Annotated in this window: 23 protein-coding genes; 7 read left to right on the top strand and 16 right to left on the bottom strand. The window is 53.1% G+C overall.

The features are described 5' to 3' along the window. Positions 1 to 87 precede the first annotated feature (87 nt). The 4 genes from DD597_RS06160 (at position 88) to DD597_RS06145 (ending at position 3645) form a co-directional block, all read left to right on the top strand. Positions 88 to 1014 carry an ABC transporter ATP-binding protein gene (locus DD597_RS06160; protein WP_003856300.1) on the top strand — a complete coding sequence of 309 codons (927 nt, stop codon included), beginning with the start codon at positions 88 to 90 and terminating at the stop codon, positions 1012 to 1014. Then, positions 1011 to 1781 carry an ABC transporter permease gene (locus DD597_RS06155; protein ID WP_003856297.1) on the top strand — a complete coding sequence of 257 codons (771 nt, stop codon included), beginning with the start codon at positions 1011 to 1013 and terminating at the stop codon, positions 1779 to 1781. Before DD597_RS06160 ends, DD597_RS06155 begins: the two co-directional genes overlap by 4 nt. Positions 1782 to 1893: 112 nt before the next feature. Further along, the gene (locus DD597_RS06150) at positions 1894 to 2334 is read left to right on the top strand and encodes a PTS sugar transporter subunit IIA (protein WP_003856295.1); all 441 of its coding nucleotides are present in this window, start codon (positions 1894 to 1896) and stop codon (positions 2332 to 2334) included. Between the two features lie 63 nt (positions 2335 to 2397). After that, the gene (locus DD597_RS06145; RefSeq protein ID WP_032608523.1) at positions 2398 to 3645 is read left to right on the top strand and encodes a polysaccharide deacetylase family protein; all 1248 of its coding nucleotides are present in this window, start codon (positions 2398 to 2400) and stop codon (positions 3643 to 3645) included. A 3-nt stretch (positions 3646 to 3648) separates the two neighbouring features. Here DD597_RS06145 and DD597_RS06140 read toward each other — a convergent pair whose 3' ends face one another. The 16 genes from DD597_RS06140 to thpR form a co-directional block, all read right to left on the bottom strand. Beyond that, the gene (locus DD597_RS06140; RefSeq protein WP_058648415.1) at positions 3649 to 4734 is read right to left on the bottom strand and encodes a fimbrial protein; all 1086 of its coding nucleotides are present in this window, start codon (positions 4732 to 4734) and stop codon (positions 3649 to 3651) included. 20 nt (positions 4735 to 4754) lie between these two features. Continuing rightward, complete coding sequence (locus tag DD597_RS06135) at positions 4755 to 5357, bottom strand: fimbrial-like protein (protein ID WP_045895257.1); 603 nt, start codon at positions 5355 to 5357, stop codon at positions 4755 to 4757. A 14-nt stretch (positions 5358 to 5371) separates the two neighbouring features. Next, positions 5372 to 5935: a fimbrial protein gene (locus DD597_RS06130; RefSeq protein ID WP_058648414.1), complete on the bottom strand. Its 564-nt coding sequence runs from the start codon at positions 5933 to 5935 to the stop codon at positions 5372 to 5374. 26 nt (positions 5936 to 5961) lie between these two features. Continuing rightward, the gene (locus DD597_RS06125) at positions 5962 to 6531 is read right to left on the bottom strand and encodes a fimbrial protein (protein ID WP_058658821.1); all 570 of its coding nucleotides are present in this window, start codon (positions 6529 to 6531) and stop codon (positions 5962 to 5964) included. Between the two features lie 38 nt (positions 6532 to 6569). Then, complete coding sequence (locus DD597_RS06120) at positions 6570 to 9164, bottom strand: outer membrane usher protein (RefSeq protein ID WP_045350395.1); 2595 nt, start codon at positions 9162 to 9164, stop codon at positions 6570 to 6572. An 81-nt stretch (positions 9165 to 9245) separates the two neighbouring features. Then, on the bottom strand, positions 9246 to 9989 hold the full coding sequence (locus DD597_RS06115; protein WP_023324168.1) for a fimbrial chaperone: 744 nt from the start codon (positions 9987 to 9989) through the stop codon (positions 9246 to 9248). 85 nt (positions 9990 to 10074) lie between these two features. Then, positions 10075 to 10686: a fimbrial protein gene (locus DD597_RS06110; RefSeq protein ID WP_023324169.1), complete on the bottom strand. Its 612-nt coding sequence runs from the start codon at positions 10684 to 10686 to the stop codon at positions 10075 to 10077. Positions 10687 to 11011: 325 nt separating this feature from the next. Then, a complete protein-coding gene (panD, locus tag DD597_RS06105; protein WP_003856284.1) occupies positions 11012 to 11392 on the bottom strand; it encodes an aspartate 1-decarboxylase in 381 nt (126 codons plus the stop codon). A gap of 31 nt (positions 11393 to 11423) precedes the next feature. Next, positions 11424 to 12275 (bottom strand): pantoate--beta-alanine ligase, encoded by an 852-nt coding sequence (gene panC / locus DD597_RS06100; RefSeq protein ID WP_129256017.1) that lies wholly within the window; start codon positions 12273 to 12275, stop codon positions 11424 to 11426. 11 nt (positions 12276 to 12286) lie between these two features. Continuing rightward, positions 12287 to 13078: a 3-methyl-2-oxobutanoate hydroxymethyltransferase gene (panB, locus tag DD597_RS06095; RefSeq protein WP_003856280.1), complete on the bottom strand. Its 792-nt coding sequence runs from the start codon at positions 13076 to 13078 to the stop codon at positions 12287 to 12289. 123 nt (positions 13079 to 13201) lie between these two features. Then, complete coding sequence (gene folK, locus DD597_RS06090) at positions 13202 to 13681, bottom strand: 2-amino-4-hydroxy-6-hydroxymethyldihydropteridine diphosphokinase (RefSeq protein WP_129256016.1); 480 nt, start codon at positions 13679 to 13681, stop codon at positions 13202 to 13204. Continuing rightward, positions 13678 to 15075 carry a polynucleotide adenylyltransferase PcnB gene (gene pcnB, locus DD597_RS06085; protein ID WP_071785222.1) on the bottom strand — a complete coding sequence of 466 codons (1398 nt, stop codon included), beginning with the start codon at positions 15073 to 15075 and terminating at the stop codon, positions 13678 to 13680. Before pcnB ends, folK begins: the two co-directional genes overlap by 4 nt. Before the next feature lie 42 nt (positions 15076 to 15117). Beyond that, on the bottom strand, positions 15118 to 16008 hold the full coding sequence (gluQRS, locus tag DD597_RS06080; RefSeq protein ID WP_129256015.1) for a tRNA glutamyl-Q(34) synthetase GluQRS: 891 nt from the start codon (positions 16006 to 16008) through the stop codon (positions 15118 to 15120). Between the two features lie 59 nt (positions 16009 to 16067). Continuing rightward, positions 16068 to 16523 (bottom strand): RNA polymerase-binding protein DksA, encoded by a 456-nt coding sequence (gene dksA, locus DD597_RS06075; protein ID WP_001155232.1) that lies wholly within the window; start codon positions 16521 to 16523, stop codon positions 16068 to 16070. Positions 16524 to 16699: 176 nt separating this feature from the next. Next, positions 16700 to 17404 (bottom strand): DNA/RNA nuclease SfsA, encoded by a 705-nt coding sequence (sfsA, locus tag DD597_RS06070; RefSeq protein WP_003856251.1) that lies wholly within the window; start codon positions 17402 to 17404, stop codon positions 16700 to 16702. Then, positions 17394 to 17948, bottom strand: coding sequence for an RNA 2',3'-cyclic phosphodiesterase (thpR, locus tag DD597_RS06065; protein WP_003856249.1), 555 nt, complete (start codon positions 17946 to 17948; stop codon positions 17394 to 17396). Before thpR ends, sfsA begins: the two co-directional genes overlap by 11 nt. Positions 17949 to 18021: 73 nt before the next feature. On the opposite strand from thpR, the gene hrpB reads away from it, so the two are divergent. The 3 genes from hrpB to fhuA all read left to right on the top strand — a co-directional run bounded on the left by hrpB (position 18022) and on the right by fhuA (position 25568). After that, on the top strand, positions 18022 to 20451 hold the full coding sequence (gene hrpB, locus DD597_RS06060; RefSeq protein ID WP_023324172.1) for an ATP-dependent helicase HrpB: 2430 nt from the start codon (positions 18022 to 18024) through the stop codon (positions 20449 to 20451). 144 nt (positions 20452 to 20595) lie between these two features. Then, positions 20596 to 23121: a bifunctional glycosyl transferase/transpeptidase gene (mrcB, locus tag DD597_RS06055; RefSeq protein ID WP_003856245.1), complete on the top strand. Its 2526-nt coding sequence runs from the start codon at positions 20596 to 20598 to the stop codon at positions 23119 to 23121. A 236-nt stretch (positions 23122 to 23357) separates the two neighbouring features. Continuing rightward, complete coding sequence (gene fhuA / locus DD597_RS06050; RefSeq protein ID WP_003856244.1) at positions 23358 to 25568, top strand: ferrichrome porin FhuA; 2211 nt, start codon at positions 23358 to 23360, stop codon at positions 25566 to 25568. The last annotated feature ends 28 nt before the right edge of the window (positions 25569 to 25596 follow it).

Here is a 25596-nt window from a genome sequence, read left to right as displayed (position 1 = left end):
CAAGTGATTGCGTTGCGCTACTATAGGGTAACCCGACTTTTAATGAAACCACACAACGTGTGTCAGAACTTAAGGTAAGTTGAATTCATGGCGATTGCACTGGAGCTTGAACAGCTCAAAAAAACCTACCCGGGGGGCGTTCAGGCGCTGCGCGGGATAGATCTTAAAGTCGAAGCGGGAGATTTCTACGCGCTTCTGGGGCCGAACGGGGCAGGGAAATCCACCACCATCGGGATCATCAGTTCACTGGTCAATAAAACCTCGGGCCGCGTCAGCGTGTTTGGCTACGATCTGCAAAAAGATGTGGTCAACGCCAAGCGCCAGTTGGGGCTGGTGCCGCAGGAGTTCAACTTTAACCCGTTTGAGACGGTACAGCAGATTGTTGTTAACCAGGCGGGTTACTATGGCGTGGAGCGCAAAGAGGCGCTTGAGCGCAGCGAAAAGTACCTGAAACAGCTTGATCTGTGGGAGAAACGTAACGAGCGCGCGCGGATGTTGTCCGGAGGGATGAAGCGCCGCCTGATGATTGCCCGCGCGCTGATGCACGAGCCAAAGCTGCTTATCCTTGATGAGCCGACCGCTGGCGTGGATATTGAACTGCGTCGCTCCATGTGGGGTTTCCTGAAAGATCTGAACGACAAAGGCACCACCATCATTCTGACCACGCACTACCTGGAAGAGGCGGAAATGCTGTGCCGCAATATCGGCATCATTCAGCACGGTGAGCTGGTGGAAAACACCTCGATGAAGAATCTGCTCTCCAAGCTCAAATCAGAGACCTTTATCCTCGATCTGGCGGCGAAAAGCGCGCTGCCGAAACTGGAGGGCTACAACTATCGCCTGGTCGATACCTCGACGCTGGAGGTAGAAGTGCTGCGCGAGCAGGGTATTAACAGCGTGTTCTCACAGTTGAGTGCGCAGGGCATTCAGGTATTAAGCATGCGTAACAAAGCAAACCGACTGGAAGAGCTGTTTGTCTCTCTGGTGCACGACAAACAAGGAGACAAGGCATGACGCATCTTTACTGGGTCGCGCTGAAAAGCATCTGGGCGAAAGAGATTAACCGCTTTATGCGTATCTGGGTGCAAACCCTGGTGCCGCCGGTGATCACCATGACGCTCTACTTCATCATTTTCGGCAACCTTATTGGCTCCCGCATTGGTGAGATGCACGGCTTCACCTATATGCAGTTTATCGTGCCGGGCCTGATCATGATGGCGGTGATCACCAACGCCTACGCGAACGTGGCGTCCTCATTCTTCAGCGCCAAGTTCCAGCGCAACATTGAAGAGCTGCTGGTAGCGCCAGTGCCGACGCACGTCATTATCGCCGGTTACGTGGGCGGCGGCGTGGCGCGTGGGCTGTGCGTGGGTATTCTGGTGACGGCGATTTCGCTGTTCTTCGTCCCGTTCCAGGTGCATTCGTGGCTGTTCGTGGCGCTCACATTATTGCTGACGGCGATCCTGTTCTCACTGGCTGGCTTGCTGAACGCCGTGTTCGCTAAAACCTTTGACGACATCAGCCTGATCCCGACCTTCGTACTGACGCCGCTGACCTATCTGGGCGGGGTGTTTTACTCCCTGACGCTGCTGCCGCCGTTCTGGCAGGCGCTGTCGCACCTGAACCCGATTGTCTATATGATCAGCGGCTTCCGCTTTGGTTTCCTCGGCATCACCGACGTGCCGCTGTTCACCACCGTCGTCGTGCTGGTGGTGTTTATCGTGGCGTTCTACCTGCTGTGTTGGTATTTGATCCAGCGTGGCCGTGGGCTGCGCAGCTAATCCTCTGCCTTCTGCCCGGCGACGTACCGTCTGCCGGGCGCTTTCTTTGACAGTTATCACCGTAAACTAACCTTCACTTCGGTAAACTACTCGCCTGCTAAGGAGAGACGTTATGCTGGGATGGGTGATCACCTGCCACGATGAAGTGGCGCAGGAAATGCTGCTGAAGCTGGAGGCCCGGTTTGGTCCCCTGGCGCAATGCCGTGCTGTAAATTACTGGCGAGGGTTAAGCACCAACATGCTCAGCCGGATGATGTGCGACGCGCTGCATGAAACCGACACCGGTGATGGCGTGATTTTTCTCACCGACAAATCGGGCGCGGCGCCTTACCGTTCAGCGGCGTTAATGAGCCATAAGCATGATAATTGTGAAGTGATCTCCGGTATCAGCCTGCCTTTACTCGAAGCGATGTATCCGCTGCGCGCAACGTTGAGCAGCGCTGAGTTTCGCCACGCCATTGTGGCGCAGGGCTCCCCGGGCGTGAGCAGCCTGTGGCACCAGCAGCAGAAGAACCCGCCTTTCGTTCTGCTTCACGATCTGTATAAGCATTAAACATTGGTATTGATGTCGCTTTTGCTACAATGGCGACTGATTTTCCGTATCGATTTATATCCCATGCTCATGCGCGTTATCTTTATCCTTCTGGTGCTGGTTTCCGGTGGTGCGTCTGCCAGCCTGACCAGTCAGCAAGGCCTTCCTGCCCAATATATGCAAACCACCGAAGATGCGGCCATCTGGGCGCAGGTGGGAAATGCCGTTGTGAATGTGGGGAATGTCCGCGCCGGGCAGATCCTCGCTGTCTTTCCGGCCGCGGCGGATTACTATGAATTTCGTTTCGGATTCGGCACGGGGTTTATTGATAAAGACCACCTTGAAAAAGTGCAGGGCAAACAACGTGTTGAGGATAGCCTGGGTGACTTGAACAAGCCGCTCAGTAATCAAAACCTCATCACCTGGAAAGACACGCCGGTGTATAACGCCCCCAGCAGCGGAAGCGCGCCTTTTGGCACCTTAAGCGCCAATCTTCGCTATCCGATTCTGAATAAGCTGAAAGACCGCCTGAACCAGACCTGGTTTCAAATTCGCATCGGTAATCGTCTGGCGTGGATCAGCAGCCTCGATGCACAGGAAGATAACGGGCTACCGGTTCTGACTTACCATCATATTTTGCGTGATGAAGAGAACACCCGTTTTCGACATACCTCCACGACGACCAGCGTACGTGCGTTTAATAATCAGATGGCCTGGTTACGCGATCAAGGCTATACCACGCTGACGATGTACCAGCTTGAAGGGTACGTGCGTAACAAGATGAACCTACCCGCGAAAGCAGTGGTGATCACCTTTGATGATGGTCTCAAATCGGTGAGCCGCTACGCGTACCCTGTTCTGAAAGAATATGGCTTCAACGCGACGGCGTTTATAATTTCATCACGTATCAAAGGCCATCCGCAGAAGTGGGATCCAAAATCGCTACAGTTTATGAGCGTTCAGGAAATCAAGGGCATCCAGGATGTGTTCGACATTCAGTCTCACACCCATTTCCTGCATCGCGTGGATGGCTATAAACACCCCATCCTGTTGAGCCGTAGCTATCACGTGATCCTGTTTGATTTTGAACGATCACGTCGTGCACTGGCGCAGTTCAACCCGCGCGTGTTGTATGTGTCGTATCCGTTTGGCGGCTATGACAATAAAGCGATTAAAGCGGCGAACGATGCGGGGTTTCATCTGGCGGTGACCACGGTGAAAGGGAAGGTGAAGCCGGGGGATAATCCGTTCCTGCTGAAGCGTTTGTATATATTAAGAACGGACTCACTGGAGACGATGTCGCGGCTGATCAGTAATCAGCCGCAGGGATAGCGGTTAGTCGTATGAAAGGGTGAATACGCCGGTGGCTTTAAACGACCCCGGTTTCACTGTGCTTCCGTTTGCTACCAGTTGAGCAACATAATTAATTTGCTTGGATTCCGGGGTTTGGTAATCCGTTATGACATAGGATGAGTCAGGATTATTCGGCAGGAGTTGAGAGGTTCCGTTATACATAATTTTCACGCCTGCGCCCTCAGCTCCGGACGAAAGCGTATTTCCAAGAAGATCATTATTTTTTCCGGTTAGCTTTGAGGTGGTGAGTTTGGTTGTGATATTTGCCACACTGGTACAATTGCTTAAGCTAATTGAAAAAGGGATATCCTTAACCCGATTGTTTTTAATGTCTGAAACATAATATTCTCCCAGGTTAACATCATTAGTGCCATCTGAAAGCATGGCCATGTCGCAGGTTGGAAGAACGATCGGGATCTGGAATGAGTCTTCGTTGACCACAAATGTCCATGGTTGGTTGTTAGAATCATTTGGATTACCAATAGCCATTTTACCCAGAGTGCCGGGTTTGGGTCTGATTGAGGTTTCTTTGTTCGGGTTGCCTCTGTAACCTGCATCAATATAAATTTGAACTGAGGTGTTTATCCATTTTTCATCCCAGGGATCAGAATTTCCGGAGGATGCAACGGTAGTCCAGTCAGTAGTATTCATAGCGAAATAGCCACCCATGCCTCCATCACTTTCTGCGGTGTGGACCCTTACGGAATAATAAATCCCCGGAATATTTGTTTCAAACATAGCCCTGCCATAACTGCTCCCCTTTAGCAAGGTCGGGTTTGTTTGTGACACGAGGTTAAAACCATCGTTCCCTGGACCACATTCGGCCTGAATGCCCGGTGTCAGGTTAACGTTAAAAAGAGTACTGGCATAATTACCCGGAGGGGGAAGACGTACGGTGCCACCTGAGTATTCGGAATTGATCAGCGTGGTTGTGCCGCCTTTTCCATTATTCATGCGACACTCAGCTGCCCAGCAGGAGTGGCTGAGGGTTAATAACACGCTCGCCATGGCAAACGCCATTGTGCCTTTCACGGTGAAACCCTGTCTTATAAAGTTGAACATTCTCATCCTTTTTCCTGTTCTGATTATTATTCGTAAGTGACGTCAACTAATACTTTACTGGTAACGACACCACCAGCCACTACGCCAATATTTTGATATCGGGCATAGAACTGATAATCCGTTAAAAATGCAGTATCCTGACCGCTTACGTCATAAGTGATTTTTGACGTGCCGTCGTTGTTTAAAACATTCTTTTTATATCTTTCAGAGAAAACGACGACGCCGACATTTTTTGCCGCGCCTGCGGCGGTATCATCACTTTTGAAAACCTGATTTTGTCCTGGCCAGAAACCCGACTGCGGCGAAAAGCTAAAACTCAGCTTTTTAGCCGTACTGCTGTCTCCATAGCAATCATCTACATGGATCTTAAAAGGCGTACCGCCTGCATCATCGGTTGCAGTAAAACGATCGCTACCATCCGGGTTATAAAACCAGCTGCGCATTACATTGGGGAGATAAATTTCGCCGTCATTTTCCACGGTCATCTTACAAGTGCTATTAACAATGTTAGCGGTAATATTTACGTCTAATCCTGAGCTTGCCTGGCCTACGCCAGGCAAGATGCCACCAGCCAAGCCCATAAGCAACACAAGACCGGGCTGGTATAAAGTAAACGGTGATTGTTGCATGCTGGTTCCTGGTATTATGGATAAGTGATAGTAAACGTGACTGGCGCATTAACCGCCCCCGCGCCTACTTCAGCAATGGTTTGGCCTTGTCCGATAACGATACGGGAATTCATCGGGAATTCACCGGTACCATCAGTAATGGTGACATCCTTAGCAGCCGGAGGCGTGTTGCAGCTCATAAGCTCGCCAGTATCGACAACACCCGACCAGATCTCAAAGCCCGTTGCTAAGCCGCCGGAGTAAGAATCACCCGTCTTGTTGACGCCACTGCATTCACCACCAGCGCCTTTCGCAGCGGACACCGTTGCCCTGGTTACTCCAGAACAGTTGGTGAAACTAATCTTGAGCGGCTCGACACGGGTTTTGTTCACCAGATCGGATTTGTATACGTCGCCGAACGCAATTTCAGTGGAAGCTGTGCCTGCATCGTTAAGTACTTTTGCGGTACATGTGCCTGATACAATTTTTGATTTAATCGTTAATTCGACACTAGGGGTGCCTGTAATAGCTGCGCTTGCCATTCCCGAGAACAGAAGGGCAGAAACGGACAGGGCGATAAAAGTAAAATTGAATTTCATAATGTTGCTCCGTTTTCCTGCACTAATCACTCGTAGATAAATTCAAAGGTCGCCACGGCCTGAAAATCACCTATGGTCATCCTGTTTTCCTGTGTTTCACGTAAGGTGGCCACCAGAGCAACTTCCTTATTCTGGATTTCTGTCGGACTCCAGACCAGGCGCTCGTTATCGTCCTCAGAGTTAATGATAAACGGGGCATCCGGTGCGCTGGCTCTGGCAATCTCAACAGCAGAGTAGTCTGCACCTCCGTCGATTTTTTGTATTTGGTTAATAAGGCCTGAGTACAAATATCCAGATCTTGTTCCCGATACTTTGGTTTTCAATGAGGTCAGTGATGCCGGGCATTCAACGAGCACAATTTTGAAATTGGCATTTGCCGTTCCGGCTTTGACATCATCTAAACGTACCTGTCCGTTATTACCGATAGTCAGCATTTGCTGCGTATCTGAACCCGTATCGCCGACCAGTTTCATATCGCAGGTGGTTTCGCGGATATTGGCAGTAAAGTTAACATTGAGATCGGCTGCCGCAGCAGAACCTGACATCGCTAACATTGCTAATGCGATTAATGAATAACCGCAATGATTTTTCTTCATATTATTTCCCATGGGTGTGATTCCCTGTTTTAACATCATTACATTTGGCACTGTTGATTACTCAGAATCGTGGTTAAGCCTGCTTTCTTCGCATTTTCAGGAATCTGATAATGCACCGTGCAGGAGCTGGAACCATCGCTTCCCCATACCACCCGGAGAGCGCCTTTGTTTTCCACACCGCGTACATAAGCTTGTCCTGCCTGGCCTACCGTTCCGATAGATTCGTTTTTCTCATTCAGAACGTCAGCACCTAGCGGAATAAAGCCGTTATCAGAACGTTGTAATTCCAGAACAAGCGAACGGCCTTCATCCGTTTCAAAATTCACAAATACAACGGAGCCATTGCGAGGTACGGCAACTGCGCTTGTATTTTTGATTTCAACGTCTGCTTCGAGAGTGCTGATATCGAGCGATACTCGGTTTTCTCTGTAGGCTGACATATACGGCATAATCCCGTACCCGGAACTGTTAATGCGGCTTTGGCCGTAACCCAGCCGAGCACCCGTTGCGCCACTTGCTTTTACCAGCGCAAGTGAATCCGTTTCGCCGATACTGCCTGATGTAAATACAACGCCACCCGAGTGAACAACCATTCCGCCGTTATAACTCGCGGAATACTGTTTACTATTGTCATCGCCAAAGGACGCCGAGACACCGAGCGGCCCGTAAGGACTGTTCCATGAGCTATAGCCACTGACCTGGTTCAGGTTGCCGTAGTTGCCCCCGCTTGATGAGGCGCTAACGGAATAGCTCACTTCACTGTTTTTGGAGTTGCCGCTTGCCGTAGAGTTAAAACTGGTACCGCCTTTTAAATCAGTGCGCAGGCTCATGTTGACGTTATTAAATCCGCCTGACTGCGCGTTATCCTTATTGAATATGCTGAATGGAATACTGACGTTTAAATAAACGCTGTCATCCTTTTCCCCTGTTTCGTTGTACGTGCGTTGCACAGAAACGCTATAGCTACCGTAAGCAAAACTATTGTTGTAACCCACGCTGTAGTCGGAAGTGGAGCTGGAATTATTCCAGTAATCCTGCCAGGTACCGCTAATATAGAGTGAGCCGTATTCATCACCGTTAACATTCAATGGCTGGTTCAGGCTGACCTGTATCTGGTTTTTGGTACGCTGATAATCAGCATAAAGCTCGGCATTGCTGTCATAAGATCGATTGCCATATTCCTCGTGGTGAATACTGTCCTGCAATGAGGCGGCATCGTTAAGGCTGAGATAATCTTCTGTTGAGAAGCGATAAGCTGCCACGTTAAGAGATGTGTTAGTGGCTTCAAGCATTTTGCTGTAGGTCAGCCGATAACTCTGCCCTTTAAGCGTGTCCAGCCCGTCGATATCGGCATAGGACCCGGTAACATCTAAAGCGAATGCACCAATACGGGTATTCATAGCCAGACCAAGCAGGCCGGCGTAGAAATCCATATCCGTATATTGCGCACCCACGTAACCGGTAAAGGTATTATTCAGACCATACGCGTAAGTTGCGTAGCCAACGTTTGGCTTATCATGCAATGAATCATCATTCAGCTCACCTATACCCACATCCCAGCGGCTGGAGCCAGGGCGGAGCATTTGTGTAACTGAGGAGAACGGAACGGTAAACGTCCGTTTACTTCCATCGGCTTCCTCTACAGTGACAATCAAATCATTACCATAGCCTGTTGTACTGAGGTCATTGATCTCGAAAGCACCGGGTGGAACGGTGGTTTCATAGATTTTATTGCCGCTTTGCATAACGCTAACTTTGGCATTACTGTTTGCCACACCACGAATTACTGGCGCGTAGCCAGAGGTGCCTTGCGGGAGCATGCGGTCATCGTTATACATACGCGCACCACGCAGGCTCACCGAGTCAAAGACATCACCGCGTGTGTAGGAATCACCCATTACCATCTGTGCGTTAAGTGGTGTGATGTCTCGCTGGAGGTATATATCCTGGCTGGAATAATGTGTGCCATTATCACTGTCCCAGTTCAGACTGCCGCGAGAACGTAAACGCCACGGCCCCACGTTCAGGCCATAATGCAAGCCCGCATAAGCGGTATCTGAATTGGTGCCGTTTGACTCGCTGTGCCAGGTATTAAGATCGTATGAAAGTAATCCGGCCGGAACACCATTATCCCATAATGAAGGATCGACATACCCTGCTGGAAGCTTAAGTACGTAGATTTGCGGGAAATTAAGATCCATTTCCTGCTTGCTACTATCAAAATTTTCAGAAGCACCGGGATAATATTTTTTGATATCTACGCAAGACGTTTCGTCGTCTTTGACATCATCGCCTAATATGCTGGTATCAACGCCTGCCTGTGTCAGCGTGAGTTTAGTCAGACATGCTGAGGCACGTGGCGTTTTGTTATCAATGAACGCCATCTCGACCGTGGATTTTGAATTGCCATTCAAATTCACTTTTACACGGTAAGTACCTGGCAGAACTGGGTTGCCATAAGCATAACGATCGACATTGATACCTCCACCATTATCGATAAGGAACTGGTCATTAAATTCAATGGCCGATTCTGTTTCGGATGAGGTGTCTACAGCTTTTTTTTCAGTCTCGCTGGCATGCAGAGGAAATGCTGCACAGATTGCGAGACATAAAATTGATCGTTGAAATAGCATGCTTCATCCAGACAAGTCGTCGTATGAATGCTATGAATCATTCATACGTATTATATTTATAATGTGGCAGTGATGCGGTTATTAGTTTACTTTGCTTTCAAAAGTATCAGAGCCGCCATTGTCATTAATGGTTTCGTAAGCAACAGTGCCGGTGGCAGTACTACCTAAACCTTTTACCTGCATTATTTGAGTACTAAACGGTAAAATAGATTTATGCTCAACCTGGTACTCTTTATTTGCTGATTTCAGCTTTACATTTGAAATAGAAACGTTGTAAGGGGAATCATTGTGTGCAATCAGGTTTAGCGTATTACCTTGTTTTTGTTGCGACCACGTTACCCTGGCTGCTGCATTTCCTGGCGTACCTTTCAGGCCGTCAGGTCGGAAAAAGAGTTTAATACGTGTGCGGAATGCCAGCTGGAGCTGGTTAGGATTTTCACCGTCTTTCACTTTTGACTTCGGTGGAATCTCGAGCACATTGAACCAGAATAGGGATTCGCGATCTTGCGGCAATGAACCACCCAGGTACGAGATCCGAACGGATTGACCTTTTTGGGGATCAATTCGGGATACTGGTGGAGTAATTATAAACGGTAGTTTTAATTCCTGTGGATTGGTGTCATCGCGACCGTCATCGAGCCATGATTGAACTAATAGTGGCTTTTTGCCACGGTTGTCTAAAGAAACAATGACATCTTTTTGCGACTGCTGATAAACAATACGTGTTCCCGAAATAACGATATCTGCGCTTGCCTGGAATGACGCGACAGCAGCAACTGTAAAGCAGGCAGCTTTAAATCCTTTATAAAATGATGTGCTTAACATTTTTCCACTTCCTGTTGGAATGATATCAATAGTCCCCTGACGTACGTCAGGGGATAATATGAGCATTTTATCTATGCTTTTAAAATTACTCGTAGATCATGGTGAATGCAGCTTGTGCCTGAACCACACCAGCTGACACTGGGTTGTTGGCCGCATCCCAGTTCTGACCTTGGGTATACGCTACACGGTAGTAAAGTGCGCCTGCGCCTGTGGTATCAATCGTTGCTTTCTGGGTATTGTTGGTCTGATCCAGTTTGATCTGATCGGTAGCGGAGTTGCCATCGTTTGACAGTACCAGATTGACGTTTTTAGCGGCGCCTTGAGTGTTTGATGGTGGAACCAGCAGACCGCCGGAAGTTGAAGAAGAACCCGCCCAGGAATCAAACTGAGCGGATGCCTGTTTGACGGTAGCAGAATCACAACCTGTCAGGGTGAGGGAGAATTTCTTTTCTCCCAGGGTGCTGGTGGTACCCAGCGCATTAGCGAAGTCTTTTACAAACACGGTATCCAGGTTAACGTCAAAATCATTACCATCCTGGTCAATCTTCTGATCCAGGGATACTTTACAGGTGTTATTAGAAACCATACCGTGGAAAGTAATAGTGCCTGTATCTGAAGGAATATCAGCTGCCATTGCAGAACCCGCACTCAGAACCATTGCTACTACAGTTGCCAGACCTAATTTATTAAAAGACATTTTTTATATCCATATTTAAATGCTAGAAAAGTGCACATAAGCAAGGCTTATGTTCGTTCCGAACAGATGCTTCGGGAAAAGGATTCTAAGTGATGAGTAATGGTTGTGAGAAGCCGTTAGATGTTAGAAATACTTAAACGATCTTTAAGCCAATGTGATTATTTAATAGTGAGTGATAATAATTGTTCATCATTTTGATGATCAGGTGTTCGGCGGGGTGACTTTAATATATTAATAAAAATATATAAAAAGAACGCTATTCATTTTAATTATGTATAAATTACCCAACCTATTTTGCCGGGTAATTTATAACAGTACTATTGGCTTAGGCAACCTGCACCGGAATCGCCTTCGCGGTACGTTTCATCTCATTATCGCCTTCAAAGTAGGCCACTTTAGGCTGCCAGCGACGTGCTTCTTCGTCAGACATCATCACAAAGCTGGCAATAATGACGATATCGCCTACGTCCGCGCAGTGCGCTGCTGCCCCATTAACGGAGATGATTTTAGATCCGCGTTCAGCGGCAATCGCGTACGTTGAAAAGCGTTTGCCGTTATTAACGTTCCAGATATCAATAGCTTCGTTTTCGAGAATACCCGCCGCGTCGAGAAAATCCTGGTCGATCGCGCAGGAGCCTTCATAGTGCAGGTCGGCCTGGGTGACTTTCACACGGTGAAGCTTACCTTGTAGCATTTTGCGAATCATTACGTTTACCTTTCACTTCCGGGTAGTAAAACTACGCCAGTTCAACCACTTTGTTATCGATAAGGCGGGCCTGGCCGAGCCATGCCGCCACCAGAATTACCGCACGTTTGCTGGTCTCTGTAAGCGCCAGAAGCGTATCGGCATCCCGAATTTGAACGTTGTCAGCACGAAGACCTTTCTCGTTCAGCGCCTGTTCAGCCAGAGCGATAATTTCTTCTGCGGTTAACTCTTTTGCCAGCAGTTGCTCTGCCATGGTATTCATGACTTTGCTTAAACCCGGCGCAATTTTACGCTGTTCGGCGGTCAGATAGCCGTTACGGGAGCTGAGCGCCAGGCCATCTTTCGCACGCACAATCGGTACGCCGATTATCTCAATGTCGTAGCCCATATCGGCAACCATTTTGCGGATCAGCGCCAGCTGCTGGAAATCTTTCTCGCCAAAACAGGCGATGTCCGGCTGCACCAGGTTAAACAGCTTGCTGACGATGGTAGAAACGCCACGGAAATGGCCCGGGCGGCTGGCGCCCTCCAGCATGGTCGAAATACCCGGCACATCGACGTAGGTCGATTCAGTGGTGCCCTGGGGATATACATCTGCGGGGGCCGGAGCGAAGACGATATCCGCATGACGTTTTTTGAGCTTCTCGCAATCTTCCTGCAAGGTACGTGGGTAACGCGCCAGATCGTCTTCGCGATCGAACTGCATCGGGTTAACGAAGATACTGACTACCACAATATCTGCACGGGCTCTCGCTTCATCGACCAGCTTCATATGGCCGTCGTGCAGGTTGCCCATGGTTGGAACAAGGGCGATACGTTTACCTTCCTGACGTGCACGGCGGATATGCTGGCGCAGCAGCGGCAGAGTTTCTATGATTAGCACACCTGGACTCCTTAATGGAAACTGTGTTCTTCGCCCGGATAAACGCCGGACTCAACCTCGGCAATATACTGCCGCACAGCAGCACGCATGTCGCCTGCTTCTGTCAGGAAATTTTTAGCAAATTTTGGAATGTGGCCGCCGGTGATCCCGAAGGCGTCGTGCATGACCAGAATCTGGCCATCGGTGACGTTGCCCGCGCCGATGCCGATCACCGGAATCGACAGCGCCTCAGTGATACGCTTAGCCAGCTCAACCGGTACACACTCCAGCACCAGCAGCTGTGCGCCCGCGGCTTCCAGCGCCACGGCATCATCAAACAGCGTCTGCGCCGCATCGCCTCGGCCCTGCACCTTATATCCGCCAAAGATGTTGACAGACTGCGGCGTCAGCCCCAAATGACCACAAACCGGCACGGCGCGTTCGGTAAGCATTTTTACCGTATCGACCAGCCAGGCGCCGCCTTCGATTTTGACCATATTGGCGCCAGCACGCATCACTGTCGCCGCATTTTCAAAGGCCTGTTCCGGGGTGGCATACGCCATAAACGGCAGATCGGAAAGCAGCAGGCAGGCGGGCGCACCCCGGCGCACGGCGCGGGTATGGTAAGCAATATCCTCGACCGTGACCGGCAGAGTGGAATCATGTCCTTGTACCGTCATCCCTAACGAGTCCCCGACCAGCATGACGTTGATCCCTTCTTCGGCAAACAGTTTTGCGAAGCTGTAGTCATACGCGGTGATAGTGGCGAAGCGTTTTTTTTCCTGTTTGCATTTCTGCAATAAGGAGATGGTGGTTGGTTTCATACTGTTTCCTGATGGCCCAATAGCGAATCTTTGCGCATTCTAACAGTAACATTCGAGGGAACAATGATTTTAGGCAATCGATTAACCGCAAATAAGGAATGGTTAATCGATGCAGAGGCGGGATTACCAGCGGGTCGGTTTATCCGCGTTGAGATTTTGCAGAACGGCTTGCAGCGAGGCGCCGTCAGGGAAGGTGAGATCGGGCGCGACTTCAAACAGCGGCCAGAGCATAAACCCGCGGTTTTTCATGTCGTAATGCGGAACGGTGAGGCGTTCGGTGTTAATCACCTCGTGGCCGAAAAGCATAATATCGAGATCGAGGGTGCGCGGTCCCCAGCGTTCGGCTTTGCGGACGCGACCCTGCTGTAGCTCAATACGCTGGGTATTATCCAGCAGCGTTTCTGCGTCAAGGGTCGTTTCCAGCACCACGGCGGCGTTCAGATAATCAGGCTGATCCTGCGGGCCGAGCGGCGGCGTACGGTAAAATGAGGACAGCGCGACGATGCGGCTTTGCGGGATCTCCCCCAGCGCCTGCACGGCAGCGTTAACCTGCTCCAGCGGAGAGGCCAGATTGCTGCCGATGGCGATATACGCAAGGGTCATGCCGTGCCTTCACGACGCGGTGCGCGTTTGCGCGGGCGACGGTGACGACGGCGCGGTGCCGGCTCATCATCGAGATCCGTAAGCATATCTTTCTGCTCTGGTGGTGCAGAGACCTGAAATTCTCCCCACCACTGCGCCAGGCGCTGTAGCTCCTGGTTTCTTTCGACTTCAGCACGCAGAGAGAGCAAATCGAACGCGGCGCGGAACTTAGGATGCTCCATCAGCTTCCAGGCGCGTTTACCCTGACGGCGGGACATACGCAGCTGAAGCTGCCAGATATCACGCACCAGCGTGGTAATACGTTTCGGGATCGCCAGCGTGCGACAGCCTTCGTCCAGCACGTCGTTTGCCGCCAGCGCGAACGCATCATAATAGGCGAGACCACTCTCCTGAGTGATGCGCTGCGCCGTTTCCAGCAGCGGATACCAGAACATGGCCGCGAACAGGAACGCTGGATTCACGCGCATATCGTTATGAATACGGGTATCCGTGTTCTTCAGCACCTGTGCAATCATCCTCTCCATTGCGCTGTCACCGTTTTCGGTGAAGTAGCGGGTAATGGTCGGGAACAGCGGCTGGAACAGGTTGTATTCACGCAGCAAATTGTAGGTTTCAAACCCGTAGCCTGCCTGGAGCAGCTTTAACGACTCCTCAAACAGACGGGCAGGGGGGACGTCGTTAATCAGCGTCGCCAGGCGCGGGATCGGCTCTGCGGTTTCCGGACTGATACGCATGTTCAGCTTGGCGGCGAAACGCACGGCGCGCAGCATTCGGACCGGATCTTCGCGATAGCGCGTTTCCGGCGTGCCGATCAGGCGAATCAGGCCGTCTTTCAGATCCTGCATACCGCCGACGTAATCGCGCACGGTAAAATCCGCCACGCTGTAGTAAAGGCTGTTGATGGTGAAATCGCGACGCTGAGCATCTTCTTCAATAGAGCCGAAGATGTTGTCGCGCAGCAGCATGCCATTTTGGCCGCGCTGGGAAGTCGTGCGATCGTTGACGCCCGCTTCGTGGTGACCGCGGAAGGTCGCCACTTCAATGATTTCTGGTCCAAACATCACGTGCGCCAGACGGAAACGGCGGCCAACCAGACGGCAGTTGCGGAATAATTTACGCACCTGCTCAGGCGTGGCGCTGGTCGTCACGTCGAAATCTTTTGGTTTTTTGCCCAGCAGTAAATCGCGCACCCCGCCGCCGACGAGATAGGCCTCGTAGCCTGCTTTATTCAGACGATAGAGCACCTTGAGGGCATTTTCACTGATATCTTTGCGGGAAATATTGTGCTGCTCACGCGGAATGACCGACATGTGTGGCTGTGCAATAGCGTCGTTCGCCATGCTCTCTTCGCGGCTCAGCACTTTACGGCAAAAATTAGCGACTCGGGTAAAAATAGTACACCTCGTAGTGTGTTTTGTTATCAAAAAAGCGGCTAATCATAGCTCAGCGCAACGCATTTGAGAATGCTGGATTTTTGGCACGGCCATAAGCGCCCAGTCAGCAATTGCCGTTTTCAGCAATTCATCCAGACTCAGATCCTGCCATTCCTGCGTTACATTCTGGTTGAGAAATCGCAGCGCGTCGATCAAAACCGGGCGCGGATCGCCGTCAGGCAGCGCCGGGGCATGATTCTGTTTCGACAGCTTATTTCCCTGATCATTGACTGCCAGCGGCAGATGGATGTAATCCGGCACCGTCCAGCCAAACTGCTGGTAAAGCGATATTTGCCGCACGGTAGGCTCAACCAGATCCGCCCCGCGCACGATTTCCGTAACGCCCTGGAAATGGTCATCAACAACCACCGCCAGGTTATAGGCAAACAAACCATCACGACGGTGAATAATAAAATCTTCACGCGCCAGGCGTTCATCCGCCTGAATGGTTCCTGAGAGAACGTCGGTAAACTGCGTCACCGGAGAACGCTGTATCAGCCGTACGGCAGCATTCTCAGGACCGTTGTGCCGCGTACGACAGTGGCCGTCGTAAACGCCACCCACGCTTTGAATTCGCGCCCGCGTGCAGGTGCAGTTATAGGAAAGGCCCTGTTCAGCAAGCCACGCCAGACGTTCACGGTAGGCATCATGGCGTTGAGACTGCCAGAGTACGTCGCCGTCCCAGTGAAGACCGTAATGTTCCAGCTGACGCAGAATAGTTTCTGCTGCACCGGGAACTTCACGCGGAGGATCGATATCTTCAATGCGGACCAGCCATTGACCCTGACGGGCGCGAGCCTGTAGGTAGCTGCCAAGCGCGGCAATTAATGAGCCGAAGTGTAATTCACCGGAGGGAGATGGCGCAAAGCGCCCGATATAGTGAGATTCAGACATATCAACGGTAACAAGGCGGGAGAGACTCCCGCCTTAGCAGAGTAGTGAGAGGGCAGGCGTTAGCCAGCCATCTGTTTTTCGCGGATTTCTGCCAGCGTTTTACAGTCGATGCACAGATCGGCTGTTGGACGCGCTTCCAGGCGACGAATACCGATTTCAACACCGCAGGATTCGCAGTAGCCAAAATCTTCGTCCTCGACCTTCTTCAGCGTTTTTTCGATCTTTTTGATCAGTTTGCGCTCGCGGTCACGGTTACGCAGTTCGAGGCTGAACTCTTCTTCCTGAGCGGCACGGTCGACCGGGTCCGGGAAGTTAGCAGCTTCGTCCTGCATATGTGTAACGGTGCGATCGACTTCATCCCTGAGTTGATTACGCCATGCTTCAAGAATACGCTTGAAGTGCGACAGCTGGGCTTCGTTCATATACTCTTCGCCCGGCTTCTCTTGATACGGCTCCACCCCAGCGATGGCGAGAATACTCAGGGACGATGTTTTACGGTTTTGCCCTTCTTGCATGTTGCTTCTCCTTAACACGCACTATCGATCCCCGTGTTGGGGGAAAAATCAGGTCGCTATAAATAGCAGATGCTTTTCCGTATGGCAATTATCTAAACGTAACACTTGACAACCCTGTGAGGAAAAGCGTATTTGCGCACGCGGCCAGAACACTTATTAGTCAATCGTCTAATCCCTTATAAGACAATGGGAAGAGAGGATCTCAGAGTCATATTATCGGCAGAAAGTTCCGCTTTATAAGCGAAAATCTCTACCCCCTGCTTTTGTGCCTCATTCAACAATTGCGCGTATTTAGGATCAATATGACGGGCCGGGGAAAACCGTTCAATGGCTGAATGCAGAACCGCAAACAGCAACACGGCGCGCTTGCCCGCCGCCGCTACACTCATTAGCTCTCGCAGATGCTTCTGGCCACGTAGCGTTACCGCATCCGGAAAGAAGCCGTTTTCCTGTTCCGCTAACGTCACTGATTTCACTTCAATATAGCACTCAGGGCGGTCTTCCGCCTGTAACATAAAATCAATTCTGCTGCCTTCATCGCCATATTTCACTTCGCTTTTTTGCGTGCCGTAACCCACCAGTTCAGGAAGCATTCCATTTGTCAGAGCTTCCTTAACCAGCTGATTTGCGCGCAGGGTATTAACGCAAATAAATGCCCCGCTTTGCGTCTCGGTCATTTCCCAGGTATGGGGATATTTGCGTTTAGTATTTTCTGATGTGGAATACCAGACCGTGTCACCCGGCGTGGCGCAACCGGTCATGGCGCCGGTGTTAGGGCAGTGCAGCGTGAGCGTTTCGCCCGCAGGGGTGATCACATCAGCGAGAAAGCGTTTGTAACGCTGGATCAGCGTGGCGGGCTGGAGTGCAGGACTAAACTTCATCAGGATTCCTTAACGTGTCGCCCAGCGTCCAGCGCTGGAGCGGAGTATAGCGGGTGCGTCCTTGTACAAAGGCAGATTCGTACAGCGCAAATTCATTCACCTGAAAGGACCAGTGAAAGCCCGGTGGCGGGATGGCAACGGCCTGACCCGCATCGCGCAGCAGGGTAATGTGGGGATGAAACGGCTGCGGGCTCTGATAACAGCCGCTGCGCGCGGCCTGCGCCCGCAGCATGTTGGCGAGCTGTAGCAGTCCGCGAGGGGGCTGCCGCGTCCCCAGCCAGACCACCCGAGAGCGCAGCCATTGCCCGGCATCGTCAAGATGCAGCGTAAACCCCGGCTGCGAAATGCGTCCGGCCATTGCGCTTAACGCGCGCTGCTTTTCAGCGCTTACTTCACCAAGAAAGGCTAACGTCAGGTGCATATTGGCGGCGACGACGGGGCGGCCCGCTTCCGCGGGGAAGTGGCTGGCGCGCCAGCGAACAATCTGCCGTTGAAGCGTGGTGGGTAATTCAATGGCGAAGAATAGCCGTTTAGACTCAGACATGCGCAAGACTCGGTAATGATATGCGCCGATGCTACAATGTACGCCGATTAATGTTAACCCTCTGGAGCCGTAAGTGTCCTCTTTGCCCGTCGCCGTCGTCCTTCCTGAGCTACTCGCAGCCTTAGAACATGCGCCACAGGTTTTGCTCAGCGCGCCCACCGGAGCGGGTAAATCCACCTGGCTGCCCCTGCAAATTCTGCGCGATGGGAACATCAGCGGGAAAATTATCCTGCTGGAGCCGCGCAGGCTGGCGGCGCGCAATGTGGCGCAGCGCCTGGCGGAACTGCTGAATGAAAAACCGGGTGAGACGGTAGGGTACCGGATGCGCGCCGAAACCTGCGTTGGACCATCCACGCGGCTGGAAGTGGTCACCGAAGGTATTCTTACCCGTATGTTGCAAAACGATCCGGAGCTGACCGGCGTCGGGCTGGTGATCCTTGATGAATTTCACGAGCGCAGCCTCCAGGCCGATCTGGCCCTTGCGCTGCTGCTCGACGTTCAGCAGGGGCTGCGCGACGACCTTCGGCTGCTGATTATGTCGGCGACGCTGGATAACGAGCGGCTCCGGCAGACGCTCCCTGACGCGCCGATGATCTCCTCTGAAGGGCGTGCGTTCCCGGTCGAGCGCCGCTATCAGCCGCTGCCTGCCCATCAGCGTTTTGACGAAGCGGTTGCCATCGCCACCGCCGAATTGCTCCGCCAGGAGCCCGGCTCGCTGCTGCTGTTTTTACCCGGCGTAGGCGAAATCCAGCGCGTACAGGAGCAGCTGGCATCCCGGGTGAACAGTGACGTTATGCTGTGCCCGCTCTACGGCGCGCTGCCGTTGGCTGACCAGCGCAAGGCGATCCTTCCCGCACCGGCGGGGCAGCGCAAAGTGGTGCTGGCAACCAATATCGCGGAAACCAGTTTGACCATCGAAGGCATTCGCCTGGTGGTGGACAGTACGCTGGAGAGGGTGGCCAGTTTTGATCCGCGTTCCGGGCTGACCAGGCTGCTGACGCAGCGCATCAGCCAGGCCTCAATGGTGCAGCGCGCAGGGCGAGCAGGGCGTCTTGAGCCGGGTATTTGCCTGCATTTAACCAGCGCCGAGCAGGCGGAGCGTGCGGCATTCCAGAGCACGCCTGAGATTTTACAAAGCGATCTCTCCGGACTGGTGATGGATCTGATGCAGTGGGGCTGTCCGGACCCTGACCAGCTCACCTGGCTTAATCCTCCGCCTGTCGTCAACCTTTCCGCCGCGCGCAGTCTGCTGACCCAGCTTGGCGCGCTGGAAGGCGAGCGACTGACGGCGCGCGGCCAGAAAATGGCGGCGCTGGGCAACGATCCACGTCTGGCGGCAATGCTGGTAGCAGCACAGGGCGACGATGAAATTGCCACGGCGGCAAAACTGGCGGCTATTCTTGAGGAGCCGCCGCGCGGTGGCGGCAGCGATCTGGGACAGGCCTTTTCACGCCATCAGGGAAACTGGCAAGAGCGGGCGCAGCAGCTGTGTAAACGCCTGAATTGCCGGGGCGGTTCGCCTGACAGCGATAAAGTTATCCCTCTGCTGGCCCAGGCCTTCCCGGACAGAATCGCGCGCCGTCGCGGGCTGGATGGTCGCTATCAGCTGGCAAATGGGATGGGCGCGATGCTGGACAGCGATGACGCCCAGACGCGTCATGAATGGCTGATCGCGCCGCTCTTACTCCAGGGCAGCCACTCCCCGGACGCGCGTATTTTACAGGCGGTTGCCGTGGATATTGACCTCCTGACGCGTGCCTGCCCGCAGCTGCTTCAGCAATCTGACATCGTGGAATGGGATGATACCCAGGGCACGCTGAAGGCGTTCCGTCGTAGCCAGATTGGTAAACTGACGCTCGGGACGAAACCGCTGGCGAAGCCGTCGGAGGAAGAGTTACACCAGGCGATGCTGAATGGCATTCGGGAAAAAGGGCTGAGCGTACTGAACTGGACGCCGGAGGCTGAACAATATCGTATACGTCTGCACTGCGCCGCGAAGTGGCTGCCGGAACAGGGGTGGCCAGCGGTGGATGATGAGACGCTGCTCGCGACGCTTGAACAGTGGCTGTTGCCGCAGATGAGCGGCGTACACTCCCTGCGCGCCCTGAAGGCGCTTGATGTTAAGGCAGCGTTACAGAATTTACTGGACTGGTCGTTACGTCAACGTCTGGATAGTGAACTGCCTGGGCATTACACTGTGCCAACCGGGAGCCGGATTGCCATTCGTTATCATGAGGATAATCCGCCGGCGCTGGCGGTTCGGATGCAGGAGATGTTTGGTGAGGCCACCACGCCGTCCATTGCTGAAGGCCGTGTGCCGTTAGTGCTTGAGCTGCTTTCGCCTGCGCATCGTCCCTTGCAGATCACCCGCGACTTGGGAGCGTTCTGGGCGGGGAGCTATCGTGAAGTGCAGAAAGAGATGAAAGGGCGATATCCCAAACACGTCTGGCCGGACGATCCGGCGAATACCGCGCCGACACGGCGCACGAAAAAATATTCGTAATGGGGAAAGTGCGGGCTGATGCCCTCACCCCGGCCCTCTCCCACAGGGAGAGGGAGAAACAAACTTTGAGAGATTTCTTCTTTCACTGACCTGTGCAAGATAAGAAAATCTGGCCTTTGCGCCTGAATGTTGCGGAGAAAAAGCATGGCGGGGAATGACCGCGAGCCAATAGGACGTAAGGGAAAGCCGACGCGTCCGGCGAAAGAAAAGGTAAGCCGTCGTCGCCTCAGAGATGAGGAGTATGACGATGACTATGAAGACGATTATGAGGATGAAGAACCGATGCCGCGTAAAGGGAAAGGCAAAGGGCGTAAGCCTCGTGGTAAGCGCGGCTGGTTCTGGCTGCTGCTGAAGCTGTTCATTGTTTTTGTTGTCCTGATCGCGATTTACGGCGTTTATCTGGATCAGAAGATCCGCAGCCGTATTGACGGGAAAGTCTGGCAATTGCCTGCGGCAGTATACGGCCGCATGGTGAACCTTGAGCCGGACATGTCCATCAGCAAGAACGAGATGGTGAAGCTGCTGCAAGCCACGCAGTATCGTCAGGTCACGAAAATGACCCGTCCAGGCGAATTTACCGTCCAGGCGAAAAGTATTGAGATGATCCGCCGTCCGTTCGACTTCCCGGACAGTAAAGAAGGGCAGGTGCGCGCGCGTCTGACCTTTGACGGCGATCGTCTGGAAACCATTGAGAACATGGATAACGATCGCCAGTTCGGTTTCTTCCGTCTCGATCCGCGTCTCATCACCATGCTGTCGTCCGCAAACGGCGAACAGCGGCTGTTCGTGGCGCGTAACGGCTTCCCGGATTTGCTGGTGGATACCCTGCTGGCAACCGAAGATCGCCACTTCTACGAGCACGACGGTATCAGCCTTTACTCCATTGGTCGTGCGGTACTGGCGAACCTGACCGCCGGGCGTACGGTGCAGGGGGCGAGTACCCTGACCCAGCAGCTGGTGAAAAACCTGTTCCTCTCCAGCGAGCGCTCTTACTGGCGTAAAGCCAACGAAGCGTACATGGCCGTGCTGATGGATGCGCGCTACAGCAAGGATCGTATTCTTGAGCTGTACATGAACGAGGTGTACCTCGGTCAGAGCGGCGATAACGAGATCCGCGGCTTCCCGCTGGCGAGCCTGTACTACTTTGGCCGTCCGGTAGAAGAGCTGAGCCTTGACCAGCAGGCGCTGCTGGTGGGCATGGTGAAAGGCGCGTCGATCTACAACCCGTGGCGTAACCCGAAACTGGCGCTGGAGCGTCGTAACCTGGTGCTGCGTCTGCTGCAACAGCAGCAGGTCATCGACCAGGAGCTGTACGACATGCTGAGCGCGCGTCCGCTGGGCGTTCAGCCGCGCGGTGGGGTGATCTCTCCGCAGCCTGCCTTTATGCAGATGGTGCGTCAGGAGTTGCAGTCTAAGCTCGGAGATAAAGTGAAAGATCTCTCAGGCGTGAAGATCTTTACCACCTTTGATTCCGTGGCGCAGGATGCGGCAGAAAAAGCGGCGGTAGAAGGTATTCCGGCGCTGAAAAAGCAGCGTAAGCTGAGCGATCTGGAAACCGCGATGGTAGTGGTTGACCGTAACACCGGCGAAGTTCGTGCCATGGTGGGCGGTGCTGAGCCGCAGTATGCGGGCTATAACCGCGCAATGCAGGCGCGTCGTTCGATTGGTTCACTGGCAAAACCGGCGACTTATCTGACCGCGCTGAGCCAGCCGAACCTCTATCGACTGAACACCTGGATTGCCGATGCGCCAATCTCCCTGCGCCAGCCTAACGGCCAGGTATGGTCACCGCAGAACGATGACAGACAGTTCAGCGGTCAGGTGATGCTGGTGGATGCGTTAACCCGCTCGATGAACGTGCCAACGGTTAACCTCGGGATGGCGCTGGGCCTGCCAGCCATCACCGACACCTGGCAGAAGCTGGGCGTACCGAAAGATCAGCTGCACCCTGTGCCAGCGATGATCCTGGGGGCGCTTAACCTGACGCCAATCGAAGTGGCGCAGGCGTTCCAGACCATCGCCAGCGGCGGTAACCGAGCGCCGCTCTCCGCTCTGCGTTCGGTGATTGCCGAAGATGGCTCCGTGCTGTATCAGAGCTTCCCGCAGGCGGAGCGCGCTGTTCCGGCGCAGGCGGCCTATATGACGCTGTGGACCATGCAGCAGGTGGTTCAGCGCGGTACCGGTCGTCAGCTGGGGGCGAAGTATCCTGGTCTGCATCTGGCGGGTAAAACCGGGACCACCAACAACAATGTCGATACCTGGTTCGCCGGTATTGATGGTCGTGAAGTTGTCATCACCTGGGTGGGGCGCGATAACAACCAGCCGACCAAACTGTATGGCGCGAGCGGTGCGATGTCGATTTACCAGCGCTACCTCGCGAATCAGTCTCCGGTGCCGCTGAACCTCGTTGCTCCGGAAGATATCGTCGATATGGGCGTGGACAGCTCGGGTAACTTCATTTGCGGCGGTGGCGTGCGTACGCTGCCGGTCTGGACGACCAACCCGGATGCGCTGTGCCAGCAAAGCCAGCCAGAAGAACCGACAGGTAACCCGTTCGATCAGTCTTCTCAACCTCAGCAGCCGCAGCAGCAACAGCCGCAGCAGCAGGAAGAGAAGAAAGACAGCGACGGCGTCGCCGGCTGGATCAAGGATATGTTCGGCGGGAACTAACCTACTGATACCCCCTTCTCAGGAAGGGGGTATTTTTTCACCTCAGTAACTCATTTCCTTAACCCTGTTTACAATCCTTATTAACGACCCATTTTCCGTTGATTATTTCTTAAACCCTCAATTCTTGTAGGGCCGCATATCGCTTGCTATGCCGTCAGCGTTTCGCATATTATTCTGCGGTCATAATAATAATTCTCGTTTACGTTATCATTCACCTTTTCCATCAGAGATCCATCATGGCGCTTTCCAATACTGCTCAGCCAATTAACACGTCGCTGCGTAAACTCGCAGTCGTCGTAGCCACAGCGGTTGCCGGCATGTCTGCTTACGCACAGGCCGCTGAAACCCCCAAGAAAGAAGAAACCATCACCGTGACTGCCGCACCGGCTGCACAGGAAAGTGCCTGGGGTCCTGCACCGACGATTGCAGCAAAGCGCACTGCAACGGCGACGAAAACCGATACACCGATCGAGAAAACCCCGCAGTCTATTTCCGTGGTTACACGTGAAGAGATGGACATGAAACAGCCGGGAACGGTTAAACAGGCGCTGGCCTATACCCCAAGCGTTTTCGCAACGCGCGGCGCATCAACAACTTACGATGTGGTTTCGATTCGTGGTTTTACGACCTCCAGCACCGTGAATACCAACCAGTATCTGGATGGTATGAAGTTGCAGGGAGACAACTACTCTGAAGCGTCCATGGACCCGTACTTCCTTGAGCGCGTAGAGCTGCTGCGTGGCCCGACGTCTGTACTGTATGGCAAAAGCCATCCGGGCGGCGTAGTGAGTATGGTCAGCAAGCGTCCAACCACGGAACCGTTGAAAGAAATTCAGTTCAAAATGGGGACGGATAACCTCTGGCAGACCGGGTTTGATTTCAGCGACGCGATTGACGATGACGGCGTGTGGTCCTACCGTCTGACCGGTCTGGGGCGCAGTGAAAATGCGCAGCAGGAAATGGTGAAGTCTACTCGTTACGCGATTGCGCCGTCTTTCAGCTGGCGTCCTGATGATAAAACCGATTTCACTTTCCTGAGCAACTTCCAGAGCGATCCGGATGCGGGTTACTACGGCTGGCTGCCGCGTGAAGGTACCGTTGTGCCTTACTATGATGCTAACGGAAAAGCGCACAAACTGCCGACCGACTTCAACGAAGGCGATGAAGACAATAAGATCTCCCGTCGTCAAAAAATGGTGGGTTACAGCTTCGCGCATGAATTCAACGACACCTTCACCGTGCGTCAGAACCTGCGTTATACCAAAATCAACACGCTTTACCGTTCAGTTTACGGTAACGGCTATATCGCCCCGGCCCAGATCAGCCGCGCGTACGTGCGCTCAGATGAAGACCTCAACTCGTTCACGGTTGATACACAGCTCCAGTCGAAATTCGCGACCGGCGCCGTTGACCATACCCTGCTGACAGGTGTGGATTACCTTCGTATGCGCAATGACATTGATGCTGACTACGGTACCGCCGATCCGATCAGTATGAACAATCCGCAGCACGGCAATGCGAACGTTAATGTGAACTTCCCGTATGCCATGCTCAATCGCCAGGAGCAGACCGGGCTCTATGCGCAGGATCAGGCGGAATGGGATAAGTGGGTACTCACCCTGGGTGGCCGCTATGACTTTGCGAAAACGTCTGCCTTTAACCGTAATAACGGAACCACCGCGGAAATTAACGATCAGGCATTTACCTGGCGCGGGGGGATTAACTACCTGTTCGACAACGGGATTACACCATACTTCAGCTACAGTGAATCTTTCGAACCGCTCTCTGGCACTACTCAGGGTGGTAAACCGTTCGATCCGGCACGCGGCAAGCAATATGAAGCGGGCGTGAAGTATGTTCCAAAAGATCTGCCTGTTGTGGTGACGGCAGCGGTATACCAGCTGACCAAGAACAATAACCTGACCGCCGATCCGGCGAACCCGACCAGCGGCTTCAGCGTGCAGGGCGGTGAAATTCGCTCCCGTGGCTTTGAGCTGGAAGCGAAAGCGGCGGTGTCGGCTAACGTGAACGTGACGGCGGCCTACAGCTACACCGATGCGGAATACACCCACGATACCTGGTATGAAGGTCGTCGTCCGGCAGAAGTACCGCGCAACATGGCATCCCTGTGGGCGGATTACACCTTCCACGAGACGGCGCTGAGTGGCCTGACCGTCGGTGCAGGCGCGCGTTACATCGGTAACACGGTGACGTACTACTCCTCAGCGTCGCCTAAAGCCTATGAGTCCTTTAACGTCGCGGGTTATGCCCTGGCGGATGCGACCGTGAAATACGATCTGGCGCGCTTCGGTCTGCCGGGCTCTTCCGTCGGCGTCAACGTGAACAACATCTTTGACCGTGAATACGTCTCCAGCTGCTACAGCGAGTATGCATGCTACTGGGGAGCAGGACGCCAGGTTGTTGCCACGGCGACCTTCCGCTTCTAACCTCTTTATGGGCACGGTTCGCCGTGCC

The organism is Enterobacter cloacae complex sp. 677-3DZ2D5B (assembly GCF_004136695.1).
In the GTDB taxonomy this organism is placed as follows: domain Bacteria; phylum Pseudomonadota; class Gammaproteobacteria; order Enterobacterales; family Enterobacteriaceae; genus Enterobacter; species Enterobacter hormaechei_C.
Note: the sequence above shows the minus strand (reverse complement) of the source record. Positions and strands in the feature narration are given on the sequence as shown.

What these genes read in the sequence shown, in the direction of transcription:
- DD597_RS06160 (WP_003856300.1), top strand. Translation starts at nt 88, where the DNA reads ATGGCGATTGCACTGGAGCTTGAACAGCTCAAAAAAACCTACCCGGGG.
- DD597_RS06155 (WP_003856297.1), top strand. Translation starts at nt 1,011, where the DNA reads ATGACGCATCTTTACTGGGTCGCGCTGAAAAGCATCTGGGCGAAAGAG.
- DD597_RS06150 (WP_003856295.1), top strand. Translation starts at nt 1,894, where the DNA reads ATGCTGGGATGGGTGATCACCTGCCACGATGAAGTGGCGCAGGAAATG.
- DD597_RS06145 (WP_032608523.1), top strand. Translation starts at nt 2,398, where the DNA reads ATGCTCATGCGCGTTATCTTTATCCTTCTGGTGCTGGTTTCCGGTGGT.
- DD597_RS06140 (WP_058648415.1), bottom strand. Translation starts at nt 4,734, where the DNA reads ATGAGAATGTTCAACTTTATAAGACAGGGTTTCACCGTGAAAGGCACA.
- DD597_RS06135 (WP_045895257.1), bottom strand. Translation starts at nt 5,357, where the DNA reads ATGCAACAATCACCGTTTACTTTATACCAGCCCGGTCTTGTGTTGCTT.
- DD597_RS06130 (WP_058648414.1), bottom strand. Translation starts at nt 5,935, where the DNA reads ATGAAATTCAATTTTACTTTTATCGCCCTGTCCGTTTCTGCCCTTCTG.
- DD597_RS06125 (WP_058658821.1), bottom strand. Translation starts at nt 6,531, where the DNA reads ATGAAGAAAAATCATTGCGGTTATTCATTAATCGCATTAGCAATGTTA.
- DD597_RS06120 (WP_045350395.1), bottom strand. Translation starts at nt 9,164, where the DNA reads ATGCTATTTCAACGATCAATTTTATGTCTCGCAATCTGTGCAGCATTT.
- DD597_RS06115 (WP_023324168.1), bottom strand. Translation starts at nt 9,989, where the DNA reads ATGTTAAGCACATCATTTTATAAAGGATTTAAAGCTGCCTGCTTTACA.
- DD597_RS06110 (WP_023324169.1), bottom strand. Translation starts at nt 10,686, where the DNA reads ATGTCTTTTAATAAATTAGGTCTGGCAACTGTAGTAGCAATGGTTCTG.
- panD (WP_003856284.1), bottom strand. Translation starts at nt 11,392, where the DNA reads ATGATTCGCAAAATGCTACAAGGTAAGCTTCACCGTGTGAAAGTCACC.
- panB (WP_003856280.1), bottom strand. Translation starts at nt 13,078, where the DNA reads ATGAAACCAACCACCATCTCCTTATTGCAGAAATGCAAACAGGAAAAA.
- folK (WP_129256016.1), bottom strand. Translation starts at nt 13,681, where the DNA reads ATGACCCTTGCGTATATCGCCATCGGCAGCAATCTGGCCTCTCCGCTG.
- gluQRS (WP_129256015.1), bottom strand. Translation starts at nt 16,008, where the DNA reads ATGTCTGAATCTCACTATATCGGGCGCTTTGCGCCATCTCCCTCCGGT.
- dksA (WP_001155232.1), bottom strand. Translation starts at nt 16,523, where the DNA reads ATGCAAGAAGGGCAAAACCGTAAAACATCGTCCCTGAGTATTCTCGCC.
- sfsA (WP_003856251.1), bottom strand. Translation starts at nt 17,404, where the DNA reads ATGAAGTTTAGTCCTGCACTCCAGCCCGCCACGCTGATCCAGCGTTAC.
- thpR (WP_003856249.1), bottom strand. Translation starts at nt 17,948, where the DNA reads ATGTCTGAGTCTAAACGGCTATTCTTCGCCATTGAATTACCCACCACG.
- mrcB (WP_003856245.1), top strand. Translation starts at nt 20,596, where the DNA reads ATGGCGGGGAATGACCGCGAGCCAATAGGACGTAAGGGAAAGCCGACG.
- fhuA (WP_003856244.1), top strand. Translation starts at nt 23,358, where the DNA reads ATGGCGCTTTCCAATACTGCTCAGCCAATTAACACGTCGCTGCGTAAA.